A 12,881-nucleotide genomic window follows, 5' to 3' on the forward strand; every position below is an offset into this window, starting at 1 on the left:
TCATCGAGCGCCTCGCGATGCTGCGCTATGGCATCGGCGACCTGCGCCTGTTCTACGAAGGCGACCTGCGCTTCCTGAAGCAGTTCAACTGATCCCGCGGGCCGGGCGCGCAATCCCGGAAAACAAACTCCGGCGGCCTGCCGGCAGGGCAGGCGGTCAACAAGAATATGTGAAGGCATCATCATGCAATTTTCCGAAAGCTGGCTCCGTTCCATGGTCGATCCGAAGATGAATTCGGACGAGTTGTCGCATCTGCTGACGATGAGCGGTTTGGAAGTGGAAGAGGTGGAACCCGTCGCGCCGCCGTTCAACGAGGTCGTGGTGGCGAGGGTAGTGGAAGTCGCCAGGCATCCGAACGCCGACCGCCTGAACGTCTGCCAGGTCGACGCCGGCACCGGCACCCTGCTCAACATCGTGTGCGGCGCGCCCAACGTGCGTCCCGGCATGAAAGTGCCGTGCGCGCTGCCCGGCGCCAAGCTTCCGCCCGGCGAGGATGGCAAGCCTTTCGAGATCAAGGTCGGCAAGCTGCGCGGCGTCGAGTCGCAGGGCATGCTCTGCTCGGCGCGCGAATTGCGCCTCTCCGACGACCACGGCGGCCTGTTGGCCTTGCCAGACGACGCGCCGGTCGGCCAGAATTTCCGCGACTACTACCAGCTCAACGACCTCAAGTTCACCATCAAGCTCACGCCCAACAAGGCGGATTGCCTGTCCGTGCTTGGCGTGGCCCGCGAGGTCTCCGCGCTGACCGGCTCGCCGCTGCAGGCGCCCGCGGCCCGCGCGGCCTCGGTGAACACCGATGAAAAGCTGCCGGTGAAGGTGTCCGCGCCCGACCTGTGCGGCCGCTTCTCCGGTCGCGTCATCCGGAACCTGAATGCCCACGCCGAGACGCCCGCCTGGATGAAGCAGCGCCTCGAGCGCAGCGGCCAGCGGCCGATTTCGGCGCTGGTCGACATTTCCAATTACGTGATGCTCGAACTCGGCCGTCCCTCGCACGTCTTCGATCTCGACAAGATCCATGGCGGGCTCGATGTGCGCTGGGGCAAGCCGGGCGAATCGCTCAAGCTCCTGAACGGCAATACCGTCGAGGTCGACGGCTGGGTCGGCGTGATCGCCGACGACAAGGAGATCGAATCCCTGGCGGGCATCATGGGCGGCGACTCCACTGCCGTTACGCTCGACACGACCAACATCTACCTCGAGGCCGCATTCTGGTGGCCGCAGGCCATCCAGGGCCGCGCCCGCCGCTACAACTTTTCGACCGATGCCGCCCACCGCTTCGAACGCGGCGTGGACTACGCCACCACCGTCGAGCACCTGGAGCGCATCACCGCGCTGATCGCCGAGATTTGCGGCACCAAGGACACCCTGGTCGGCCCGGTCGACGACCACGTGGTCAATCTGCCGGAGCGCAAGCCGGTGACCCTGCGCACCGCGCGCGCCAACAAGGTGATCGGCGTCGCCATCTCTGACGACCAGATCGCAGACATCTTCCAGCGCCTCGGCCTCGAGTTCACCCGCGAACCGGGGACGTTCAACGTCACGCCGCCGTCCTACCGCTTCGACATCGAGATCGAGGAAGACCTGATCGAGGAAGTGGCGCGCGTCTACGGCTTCGAAAACATCCCGGCGCTGCCGCCGGTGACGGCCAACGTCATGCGCGTGGCATCCGAAGGCACGCGTTCGCTGTTCGACATCCGCCATCGCCTGGCCGACCTAGACTACCAGGAAGTGGTGAACTACAGCTTCGTCGACGAAGCCTGGGAATCCGACTTCGCCGGCAACGCCGATCCGGTGCGCCTGCTGAACCCGATCGCCAGCCAGATGAGCGTGATGCGCACCTCGCTGATCGCCAGCCTGGTCGCCAACGTGCGCTACAACATCAACCGCAAGACCAACCGCGTGCGCGCGTTCGAGGTCGGCGCGGTGTATCTGCGCGACGCCGGGGTGCAGGACGGCCCGCTGTCCGTGGCGGGTTATTCCCAGCCCAAGCGCGTGGCCGCGATCGCCTATGGCCCGGCGGCGGAAGAGCAATGGGGGCAGGGGACGCGCAACGTCGATTACTTCGACGTCAAGGCCGACCTCGAAGCCTTGTTCGCGCCGGCGGCGCTCCGTTTCGAGCGCACCGCGCATCCGGCGCTGCACCCCGGCCGTTCGGCGCAGGTGCTGCTCGGCGGCCGCGTGGTGGGCGTGATCGGCGAACTGCATCCCCGCCTGCAGCAGAAATACGATCTGCCGCTGGCGCCGGTGCTGTTCGAAGTCGATACGGATGCCCTGCAGCAGCGCGATCTTCCCTCCTACCAGGAGATTTCGAAATTCCCCGCCGTCGTCCGCGATGTCGCCGTGGTGGTGAAGCAGTCGGTGGCCGCGCAAGAACTGATCGATACCTTTGTTTCCGAGCGGAAATCGAATCCTTCCTGTGCTATCATGCAAGCCATTGTTTTATTTGATGAATATCGAGGCAAGGGTCTGGAAAATGACGAAAAAAGTCTTGCTTTCCGGTTCACCTTGCAAGATACTCAGACAACCCTGCAGGATGACAAGGTCGATGCCGCAATGGCCGCTTTCATCGCTTCCGCGGAGCGGAATCATGGCGCCAGGCTGCGTGCATGAACGAAGACATAAGCAGGGCAGGGACGACACTTACCATGAATGACGTGAACTCAGCCGAACTTCAATCCGTACTGGACGCCGACCTCGATCGCGCGGTCCAGGAAGCAAAAGCGAGAACGCAGGCTGAAAAGGATCTGCCAACCCTGACCAAGGCAGAGCTGGCAGAGCTTCTGTTCGAACAGGTCGGCCTCAACAAGCGCGAAGCGAAGGACATGGTGGAAACCTTCTTCGATGAAATCCGCAACGCGCTTGAACGCGGCGAATCCGTGAAGCTTTCCGGTTTCGGAAATTTCCAGCTTCGCGACAAGCCGCAGCGCCCAGGCCGCAATCCCAAGACGGGCGAGGAAATTCCCATCACGGCGCGCCGCGTCGTCACCTTCCATGCCTCGCAAAAGCTCAAGGGCATGGTGGAGACGGCGAGCAGGGCGCCTCTCGTACGCATCGCCTGACCTCTTCTCTTCCTGCTGAACGATGAATGAGCGAACCAATAAAGCGGAAGCCGTCGTATTGCCGCCCATCCCGGCAAAAAGATATTTCACCATCGGTGAAGTCAGCGACCTCTGCGGCGTCAAGCCGCATGTGCTTCGTTATTGGGAGCAGGAATTCACCCAGCTCAAGCCGGTAAAGCGCCGCGGCAACCGGCGCTATTACCAGCATCATGAAGTGCTGCTCATCCGGCGCATCCGAGAGCTGCTTTACGAGCAGGGCTTCACCATCAGCGGCGCGCGCAACAAGCTCGACAGCCGCATCCATCCCGAAGAAGAAATGGCGGCCGGACTGCCGCCGTTCGAGCTCGACGCCGTCAGCATCCGCGAGGAGCTGCATGCGATCCTCGGCCTGCTCAGGCCGTCCGCGTCGAAGACATGAAAAAAGCGGCGCCCGGCCGCTTTTTTAAATCCATCGCGTCGTTGATCATCCTGCCCGGTTGAGCACGTCCACCAGCCGGGGGATGTCGATCGGTTTCGCGAAGTGGTAGTCGAAGCCCGATTCCTGCGCGCGGCTGCGATCCTTTTCCTGGGCATAACCCGTCACCGCCACGAGGATGGTATGCGCGAGGCCGGCATCGCTGCGCAGCGAGCGCGCGACTTCGTAGCCATTCATCCGGGGCATCCCGATATCGAGAATGACCACGTCCGGCCGCAGCTTCCCTGCCGTCTGCACGGCAGTCGCGCCATCGAAGGTGACCTCCACCTTGTGTCCTGATACCTTCAGGAATTCCCCCAGCGATTCCGCGGCGTCGACATTGTCGTCGACGATCAATATGCTTTTCGATTTGCTTGTCATGGTTGTGGATTCCTTGCGGGCGGTATGGCAACCTTGGCATTCCGCGGCGCCGCCGGGCCGGACCCTTGTATGTCTTGCATATCCATGAATGAGAGGGCTCATCGTACCAAGCGTTCGAGGCGCAAACATGATATTGCGCAGCAGTGTAACGCTTTGTTCTGCGACCAAGAGTTGTAAAACAGGTCAAGGAATTTCACAAAAGTTGCTTTGATGCATCTATAATCGGGGAACGGACAATGCCGAATGTCACACGCATTGCACACCATGGAGAATCGATGAGACCGACAGTGGGAGCCCACTGGGACGTGGACAATATCCTGCAGGTGGGGATGCAGTCCTTGCTTGATCTCTTCGATGATTCCTGCGAAGGCACGATGGCGGTCGACGAGCAGGGGCGCATCGTCTGGATGAACGACAAATATGCCTCCTTTCTCGGCTTGAAGAATGCCGAGGAAGCCCTCGGCAAGCCGGTCGAGCAGATCATTCCGAACAGCCGCATGCGCGAGGTGGTAACGAACGGCAAGCCTATCCTCCTCGACATCATGATGCTGCGCGACCAGCCCCTGGTGGTGATGCGCATTCCGCTCAAGGACGAGTCCGGCCGCATCGTCGGCGCCATCGGTTTTGCCTTGTACGACAGGCTCCAGCGCCTCAAGCCGCTGGTATCGAAGTTCGCCGAGCTGAACTGGGCGCTCGCCAATACCCAGAAAGAACTCGCGCAGCTGCGGCATTCCAAGTATTCGATCTCCAGCTTCGTCGGCGTCAGCCCGGTATCGCTCGAACTCAAGCACCGCGCGCGCCGCGCCGCCCAGCTCGACACCACCGTCCTGCTGCTGGGCGAAACCGGAAGCGGCAAGGAATTGCTGGCCCATGGCATTCATGCGGCTTCGGGCAGGGCAGGCAAGCCCTTCGTGGGAATCAACATCGCCGCCGTTCCCGAGACGCTGCTGGAAGCGGAATTCTTCGGCGTCGCGCCGGGCGCCTACACCGGCGCCGACCGCAAGGGCCGCGACGGCAAGTTCAAGATCGCCGACGGCGGCACGCTCTTCCTCGACGAAGTCGGCGACATGCCGCTTCAGGTCCAGGCCAAGCTGCTGCGCGTCCTGCAGGAACAGGAAATCGAGCCGCTCGGTTCGAACAAGATCATCAACGTCGACGTGCGCGTGATCGCCGCGACCAGCCATGACCTGAAACAGCTCGTGGCGGATGGCAAGTTCCGCTCGGACCTGTACTACCGGCTCAACGTGCTGCCCATCCATCTCCCGCCCCTGCGCGAGCGCGTCGGCGACCTCGATGCCTTGTGCGAGTTCCTGCTCGAGCAGATTGCGACCCGCACCGGCATGCCGCAGCGCGAACTGACGCCCGAGGCGCGCGCCGTCCTCGCTTCCTATCCCTGGCCCGGTAACGTGCGCGAATTGCGCAATGCCCTAGAGCAGGCCGGCATGATGACCGACAGCCTGAGCCTGACGGCAGACGACTTCGCCGCCATCCTGCCTCTCGATAATCCGGTGTCCGCCGCGCCGGGCATTGCGGTGCCCAAGTCGGATTTGGCTCGCCAGCCGGACGCCATTCCCCATGAAGAGGCTGCCCGGGAAGACGGCGCGCCCCTCGCCCCGGGTTCCCTGTCCGACGCCGTGGCCGAACTGGAGCGCAAGATGATCCGGTCCGCGCTAGCCTCGACCAACGGCAACAAGGCCTCCGCCGCCCGGGTGCTCGGCATTTCCCGCGCTAGCCTCTATCAAAAGATTGCGGAATATCAGATCGTGTCTGATTGATGGACATGTGTCCATTTTTTAGACATATATTAAAAGACTGTAAATTCAACGACATAGGAGAGTAGGGTGCTAAAGTGTCCAGAAAATCGACATAAAATTTAGCCAAGTAATGAAGAGTTGACTGTGAAAAACTTTTGGTTTTGTATGAAATCGTTAAAAATCAACGACTTAAGTATGCTGGCATGAGTATTGCCAATATGGTGCACGTCGCGAAGATGGCTAGCCCAGCCGCTTCCGACCACACAAAACCAATTGGAGACGACATGCGGCTGACCAACAAGGTAGCGCTGATCACGGGTGCAAGCCGGGGAATCGGCAAGGCTACCGCCCTGAAGTTCGCGAAGGAAGGCTCCAAGGTCATCGTTTGCGACCTGGATGATGCGGTCGCCGACACCGTGGCGGAGATCCGCCTGCAGGGCGGCCAGGCGATCGGCTTCAAGGTCGACGTCACCAAGTCCGACAGCATCGAGGCCATGGTCAACAGCGCGCTCGCAACCTTCGGCCAGATCGACATCCTCGTGAACAACGCCGGCGTCGTCGCCGACGCCCAGCTCAAGCGCATGACCGACGACCAGTTCGACCGCGTCATCGACGTCAATCTCAAGGGAACCTACAACTGCACCAAGGCCGTGGTCGATGCCATGCTCGACCGCAAGTCCGGCGTGGTGCTCAATGCCTCGTCCATCGTCGGCATCTACGGCAATTTCGGCCAGACCAACTATGCCGCCAGCAAGTTCGGCGTGATCGGCATGGCCAAGACCTGGGCGCGCGAACTCGGCCGCCACGGCATCCGGGTCAATGCGGTATGTCCCGGCTTCATCGAAACATCCATCATCAAGTCCATGCCCGAGAAAGTCGTGCGCGGCATGGAAGAACGGGTGCCGCTGGGTCGGCTGGGCCGTCCGGAAGAGATCGCGAACACCTTCGCCTTTCTCGCTTCGGACGAAGCCAGCTACATCAACGGCGCGGTGATCGAAGTGAGCGGGGGAATGACACTCTGAAAACGTCCATGAAAACAAGCAGCACGGATTCAATGAAGCCGAAGCACGAGAAGCTGGACCACTAAACCAAGGAGGAGAGAGACCATGACAACACGCATGACCAAGACAACCATCAGCGCCGCGGTAGCGAGCGCCTTGCTGGCAGCCTGCGGCGGCGGCAGCGACGGTTCCGCCGCGCTCAACAGCGGCCTGCCCAACACCCTGCCCACCTTCGTCGTCAAGTCGTCGCTGCGCAGCGCGACCTATGACGGCAGCACCGACGACCTGCTGACCGCCGGTCTGGGCGCGACCGGCCTGGCGTCCGCCACGGCGCCGACCTTCGCCAATCCCGCCAGCCCGACCGCCCCCGAGCTTCGCCGCGCCGCGATCTACAACAACTACCGCGCGCTGGTCGACGTTTCGGCCGCCGGCGGCTTCGGCACGCTCTACGGACCGACGATCGGCACCACCTCGACCACCGGCAAGGTTGCCGGCAAGGAATTCATTGCCTACGTCGACAACGGCACGGGCAGCCAGAACGTGACCATGATGGTCCAGGTGCCCGACAGCTTCAATCCTGCCAAGCCCTGCATCGTTACCGCGACCTCTTCCGGTTCCCGCGGCGTGTACGGCGCCATCGGTACCGCCGGCGAATGGGGCCTGAAGAAGGGCTGCGCCGTGGCCTACACCGACAAGGGATCGGGCAACGGCTTCCACGACCTGCAATCCAACAAGGTCACCCTGATCGACGGCACGACCGCCGACGCGAACGCCGCCGGCACGCTGGCCCAGTTCCGCGCCGCCGTCACCGATGCCGCGCGCGCTGCCTACAACGCCGCCTTCCCGAACCGCATGGCATACAAGCATGCGCATTCCCAGCAGAACCCGGAAAAGGACTGGGGCCTCAACACCCTGCAGGCCGTCGAATTCGCGTTCTACATCCTCAACGAGCAATACGGCACCAGCACCGTCAACGGCACCAAGCTGCGCACCGTCACGCCCGACAACACCTTCGTCATCGCCTCGAGCGTCTCCAACGGCGGCGGCGCGGCAGTCGCAGCGGCCGAGCAGGACGTCAACGGCCTGATCGACGCGGTCGTGGTTTCCGAGCCGAACGTGCAGCCCAAGTCGACCGCCGGCCTCATCATCCGCCGCGGCAGCACCAACGTGCCGACCATCGGCAAGCCGCTGGTCGATTACTTCACCTACGCCGGCCTGTATCAGCCTTGCGCCGCGCTGGCCGTGCCCAACAGCCCCGGCTTCAGCCTCCTCGGCAGCCAAACCCTGTCGGCCAACCGCTGCACCGCGCTTGCTGCCAAGGGCCTCGTCACCGGCGCCACCACCGCGGAGCAGGCAGCCAGCGCGCTGGCCAAGCTGCGCGCCTACGGCTGGGAATCGGAGTCTGATCCGCTGCAGTTCTCGCACTATCGCCTGGCCACGCCGTCGATCAACTTCACCTACACCAACACCTACGGCCGCTTCAGCGTGACCGACAACCTGTGCGGCTTCAGCCTCGCGAACACCGATGCCACCGGCAATGTCATCGCCCAGGTTGCCAACACCCAGGCCGGCCTGTTCTCGTCGGGCAACGGCGTGCCGCCGACGTCCGGCGTGAACATCGTGTTCAACGATTCGGTCGGCGGTCCGAAGCTTGACCTGCTCGGCGTGTCGCCTTCCACCACCCTGGCCGACTATTCGTTCGACGGCGCCTACTGCCAGCGTGCCCTGGCCACGGGCACCGATCCGGCAACGGGTGCGGCGCTGACCGGTCCGATCGCAGCGCTCTCGCAGCGCGTGCAGCAGGGCGTGTCCGAAGTGCAGCTCAACGGCAACATGCGCAACAAGCCTGCGATCATCGTCGCCGGCCGTTCCGACACGCTGCTGCCGATCAACCATCATGCCCGTCCTTACTTCGGCAAGCTGAACGTGAACGGCAATGCCGCCAACGCGCGCTACATCGAAGTCGAGAATGGCAACCACTTCGACGCCTTCATCAGCAGCCCGCTGCTCGGCGGCTACGATACCCGGTTGATCCCGCTGCACTACTACTACAACCAGGCGCTCGACCGCATGTGGGCATTCCTGAACAACGGCACGCCCCTGCCGGGCAGCCAGGTGGTGCGCACCACGCCGCGCGGCGGCAACCCCGGCGCCGCGCCGGCGATCACCAAGGCCAACGTGCCTGACATCGCCACCACGCCGGCCGCCGCCAATGCGATCAGCTTCGCCAACAATACGCTGGTGATTCCCGAGTAATCGCAACCCGAGACGCGCGCGCGGCCCATCACGCGCGCGCCTTCCGAACACATCACCTTTCCTGCCCGCGGCGCAGCCGCGCAGGCGGGACGGGGCGGCACATGTCTGCCGCCATGGGAAACGAGACATGAAGCGCAATCTGGAGAAAGCCAATGGCAAGCGATGTAATACTCGAGACGCGGAACCTGACGAAAGGCTTCAAGGGCTTCGTGGCGGTGAACGACGTCAACTTCAAGGTCCGGCGCGGTTCGATCCATGCACTGATCGGCCCCAACGGTGCTGGCAAGACGACGTTCTTCAACCTGCTCACCAAGTTCCTGACGCCGACGTCCGGCTCCATCATCTACAACGGCCAGGACATCACCGACCTGAAGCCGGAACAGATCGCTCACCTTGGCGTGATCCGTTCCTTTCAGATTTCCGCCGTCTTCCCGCACCTGACCGTGCTGGAAAACGTGCGCATCGGCCTGCAGCGCAGGCTCGGCACGTCCTTCCATTTCTGGAAGAGCGAGCAGAGCCTGACCACGCTGCATGACCGGGCGCGCGCGCTGCTGGCGGAAGTCGACCTGGAAAAATTCGCCGACACCATGACGGTGGACCTGCCCTACGGCCGCAAGCGCGCGCTCGAAATCGCTACCACCCTGGCGATGGAGCCCGAGCTGATGCTGCTCGACGAACCGACACAGGGCATGGGCCACGAGGACGTGCACCGCGTCACCGAGCTGATCAAGAAGGTATCGGCCGGCCGCACCATCCTCATGGTGGAACACAACATGAGCGTGGTCTCGGGCATCTGCGACCGCATCTCGGTGCTGCAGCGCGGTTCGCTGCTGGCCGAGGGCACCTATGAGGAAGTGTCCGGCAACCCGCAGGTGATGGAAGCCTACATGGGCACCTCGTCCGGCGCACTGGAAGGAGCACATTGATGACAACGCCAGCACTCGAAATCAGCAAGCTTGAGGCCTGGTACGGCGAATCGCACATCCTTCACGACGTCAACCTCGTCGTGAAGCCGGGCGAGGTGGTCACGCTGCTGGGTCGCAACGGCGCCGGCCGCACCACCACCATGCGCGCCATCATGGGCCTGACCGGCGCCCGCAAGGGATCCATCAAGATCAACGGCGTCGAATCCCTCGGCCTGCCGACGCACAAGGTCGCGCACCTGGGCGTCGGCTATTGCCCTGAGGAACGCGGTATTTTTTCGTCGCTGTCGACGGAAGAAAACCTGATGCTGCCGCCGATGGTTTCCAAGACCGACAAGGGCATGTCGATCGAGGAAATCTACGACATGTTCCCCAACCTGAAGGAACGCCGCAACAGCCAGGGCACGCGCCTGTCGGGCGGCGAACAGCAGATGCTGGCGGTGGCGCGCATCCTGCGCACCGGCGCGCGCCTGCTGCTGCTGGACGAGATTTCCGAAGGCCTGGCGCCGGTGATCGTGCAGGCGCTCGCGCGCATGATCACGACCCTCAAGGCCAAGGGCTACACCATCGTGATGGTGGAACAGAACTTCCGCTTTGCCGCACCCCTGGCCGACCGCTTCTATGTCATGGAGCATGGCCAGATCGTCGAAACCTTCGCTTCGTTCGAACTGGAAAACAAGATGCCCTTACTCAATGAATTGCTGGGCGTATAACCGCAACACAACGCATTACAAGCAGACACTCACCGACAACAGAGGAGCACACATGAACTTCAAGTCCAAAGCCATCGCAGTCGCCGTCGCCACCTTCGCCGCCGGCATCGCAGGTTCCGCCAATGCGCAGATTTCCGGCGACACGATCAAGATCGGCCTGCTGACCGACATGTCCGGCGTCTACGCCGACATCGACGGCCCCGGCGGCGCGGAAGCCGTGAAGATGGCAATCGCCGACATGGGCGGCAACATCAACGGCAAGAAGATCGAATTCATCGTTGCCGACCACCAGAACAAGGCTGACATCGCCGCCTCCAAGGCACGCGAATGGTTCGACCAGCAAGGCGTCGACATGCTGCTGGGCGGCACCAACTCCGGCACCAACCTTTCCATGGCCAAGGTCGCCGCCGAGAAGAAGAAGGTCTTCATCTCCATCGGCGCCGGCACCTCCCGTCTGACCAACGAAGAGTGCTCGCCCTACACCGTGCATTACGCCTACGACACCGTGGCGCTGGCACGCGGCACCGGCGGCGCGATCGTGAAGCAGGGCGGCAAGGACTGGTACTTCCTGACCGCCGACTACGCCTTCGGCGCGTCGCTGGAAAAGGACACGACCGACGTGGTCAAGGCATCCGGCGGCAAGGTGATGGGCAGCGTGCGCCATCCGCTGTCGGCATCCGACTTCTCGTCCTTCCTGCTGCAGGCGCAATCGTCCAAGGCGCAGATCCTCGGCCTGGCCAACGCCGGCGGCGACACCGTCAACGCGATCAAGGCAGCCAACGAGTTCGGCATCACCAAGAGCATGAAGCTGGCCGGCCTGCTGATGTTCATCAACGACGTCCACTCCCTCGGCCTGAACCTGACCCAGGGCATGTACCTGACCGACGGCTGGTACTGGGACCTGAATGACGACAGCCGCAAGTGGTCCAAGCGCTACTTCGAGAAGATGAAGAAGGAGCCGTCCATGCTGCAGGCCGCCGACTACTCGGCAACCATGACCTACCTGAATGCGGTCAAGGCAGCGGGCACCGACGATGCCGACAAGGTCATGGCCAAGCTGAAGAGCACCAAGATCAGCGACATGTTCACCAAGAACGGCGTGATCCGCCCGGACGGCCGCATGGTGCACGACATGTACCTGATGGAAGTGAAGAAGCCCGGCGAATCCAAGTATCCCTGGGACTACTACAAGGTCGTCCAGACCATCCCCGGCGACCAGGCTTACATGACCAAGGCCGAGACCAAGTGCTCGTTCTGGAAGTAAGCAAGGCAGTCTGAGCCGCCGCGCCGGATGGCGGCGGCAGGGCAGGGACGGGATGCCGTCCCTGCCTCCTCCGGATCGCGGAGGAATCGCAATTCCCGAAGCGCAGCACCGTGGCGCGTGTTTTTCTTCCTTTTCTTTGAAGACCATGGAAATTTTCGGTATTCCCTTGCAGGCCATGTTGAGCCAGTTGTTGCTGGGCCTCGTCAATGGCTCTTTCTACGCGATGCTGTCGCTGGGACTGGCGGTCATCTTCGGCCTGCTCAACGTCATTAACTTCGCCCACGGCGCGCTCTACATGATGGGCGCCTTCCTCGCCTGGATGGGTCTGAGCTACTTCGAACTGAATTACTGGGTCATGCTGATCGCCGCGCCGCTCCTGGTCGGCGCCTTCGGCGTGGTCATCGAGAAAAGCATGCTGCGCTGGCTGTACAAGCTCGACCACCTCTACGGCCTGCTGCTCACCTTCGGCATCACGCTGATGATGGAAGGCCTGTTCCGTTCCTTCTATGGCGTGTCGGGCCAGCCCTACAGCGTGCCTGAAGTGCTGGGCGGCGCGACCAACCTCGGCTTCATGATCCTGCCCAATTACCGGGCATGGGTGGTCGTGGCCTCGTTGAGCATCTGCCTGGCGACCTGGTTCGTGATCGAGAAGACCAAGCTGGGCGCCTACCTGCGCGCCGGCACCGAGAATCCCAAGCTGGTGGAGGCCTTCGGCATCAACGTGCCGCTCATGGTCACGCTCACCTACGGCTTCGGCGTCGCCCTTGCTGCCATCGCCGGCGTGCTCGCCGCGCCGGTGGTGCAGGTGTCGCCGCTGATGGGTTCCAACCTCATCATCGTGGTGTTCGCCGTGGTCGTCATCGGCGGCATGGGCTCCATCCTGGGATCCATCATCACCGGCCTCGGCCTCGGCGTGATCGAAGGCCTGACGCGCGTGTTCTATCCCGAGCTGTCGGCCACCGTCGTGTTCATCATCATGGCCATCGTGCTCATGATCCGCCCGGCCGGCCTGTTCGGCAAAGAGAAATAAGAGGAGTCCCAGCATGAACAAGAAAGTCGGCTATTCGATCGCCCTG

The 12,881-nt window shown here is 62.7% G+C and carries 12 protein-coding genes; 11 read left to right on the top strand and 1 reads right to left on the bottom strand.

Features of this window, described 5'->3' with window-relative positions:
* From G3574_RS12430 to G3574_RS12445, 4 genes are all read left to right on the top strand, one after another.
* Positions 1 to 92: tRNA ligase subunit PheS family protein (locus tag G3574_RS12430; RefSeq protein WP_163963560.1), on the top strand; the 92-nt coding region annotated here is incomplete at its 5' end.
* 91 nt (positions 93 to 183) lie between these two features.
* Positions 184 to 2,610 carry a phenylalanine--tRNA ligase subunit beta gene (gene pheT, locus G3574_RS12435; RefSeq protein WP_163963561.1) on the top strand — a complete coding sequence of 809 codons (2,427 nt, stop codon included), beginning with the start codon at positions 184 to 186 and terminating at the stop codon, positions 2,608 to 2,610.
* Positions 2,611 to 2,645: 35 nt separating this feature from the next.
* Positions 2,646 to 3,059, top strand: a complete 414-nt coding sequence (locus G3574_RS12440) for an integration host factor subunit alpha (protein ID WP_163963562.1) — start codon at positions 2,646 to 2,648, stop codon at positions 3,057 to 3,059.
* A gap of 22 nt (positions 3,060 to 3,081) precedes the next feature.
* On the top strand, positions 3,082 to 3,477 hold the full coding sequence (locus G3574_RS12445; RefSeq protein WP_163963564.1) for a MerR family transcriptional regulator: 396 nt from the start codon (positions 3,082 to 3,084) through the stop codon (positions 3,475 to 3,477).
* 45 nt (positions 3,478 to 3,522) lie between these two features.
* Here the strand turns inward: G3574_RS12445 and G3574_RS12450 are convergent, their stop codons facing one another.
* Positions 3,523 to 3,894, bottom strand: a complete 372-nt coding sequence (locus G3574_RS12450) for a response regulator (protein WP_163963566.1) — start codon at positions 3,892 to 3,894, stop codon at positions 3,523 to 3,525.
* Between the two features lie 275 nt (positions 3,895 to 4,169).
* On the opposite strand from G3574_RS12450, the gene G3574_RS12455 reads away from it, so the two are divergent.
* The 7 genes from G3574_RS12455 (at position 4,170) to G3574_RS12485 (ending at position 12,835) form a co-directional block, all read left to right on the top strand.
* Complete coding sequence (locus G3574_RS12455; protein WP_163963568.1) at positions 4,170 to 5,669, top strand: sigma-54 interaction domain-containing protein; 1,500 nt, start codon at positions 4,170 to 4,172, stop codon at positions 5,667 to 5,669.
* A gap of 263 nt (positions 5,670 to 5,932) precedes the next feature.
* Entirely contained in the window at positions 5,933 to 6,670 is a 738-nt protein-coding gene (gene fabG, locus G3574_RS12460; protein WP_163963570.1) for a 3-oxoacyl-[acyl-carrier-protein] reductase, read from the top strand.
* An 84-nt stretch (positions 6,671 to 6,754) separates the two neighbouring features.
* Entirely contained in the window at positions 6,755 to 8,905 is a 2,151-nt protein-coding gene (locus G3574_RS12465; protein ID WP_235953363.1) for a D-(-)-3-hydroxybutyrate oligomer hydrolase, read from the top strand.
* Between the two features lie 152 nt (positions 8,906 to 9,057).
* Complete coding sequence (locus G3574_RS12470) at positions 9,058 to 9,831, top strand: ABC transporter ATP-binding protein (RefSeq protein WP_163963572.1); 774 nt, start codon at positions 9,058 to 9,060, stop codon at positions 9,829 to 9,831.
* Positions 9,831 to 10,541 carry an ABC transporter ATP-binding protein gene (locus G3574_RS12475; protein WP_163963575.1) on the top strand — a complete coding sequence of 237 codons (711 nt, stop codon included), beginning with the start codon at positions 9,831 to 9,833 and terminating at the stop codon, positions 10,539 to 10,541. Before G3574_RS12470 ends, G3574_RS12475 begins: the two co-directional genes overlap by 1 nt.
* A 52-nt stretch (positions 10,542 to 10,593) precedes the next feature.
* On the top strand, positions 10,594 to 11,805 hold the full coding sequence (locus tag G3574_RS12480) for an ABC transporter substrate-binding protein (protein WP_163963576.1): 1,212 nt from the start codon (positions 10,594 to 10,596) through the stop codon (positions 11,803 to 11,805).
* Positions 11,806 to 11,950: 145 nt separating this feature from the next.
* The gene (locus G3574_RS12485) at positions 11,951 to 12,835 is read left to right on the top strand and encodes a branched-chain amino acid ABC transporter permease (protein WP_163963578.1); all 885 of its coding nucleotides are present in this window, start codon (positions 11,951 to 11,953) and stop codon (positions 12,833 to 12,835) included.
* Positions 12,836 to 12,881: the final 46 nt, after the last annotated feature.

Source organism: Noviherbaspirillum galbum (genome assembly GCF_010974945.1).
GTDB classification, from domain to species: Bacteria; Pseudomonadota; Gammaproteobacteria; order Burkholderiales; family Burkholderiaceae_D; genus Noviherbaspirillum; species Noviherbaspirillum galbum.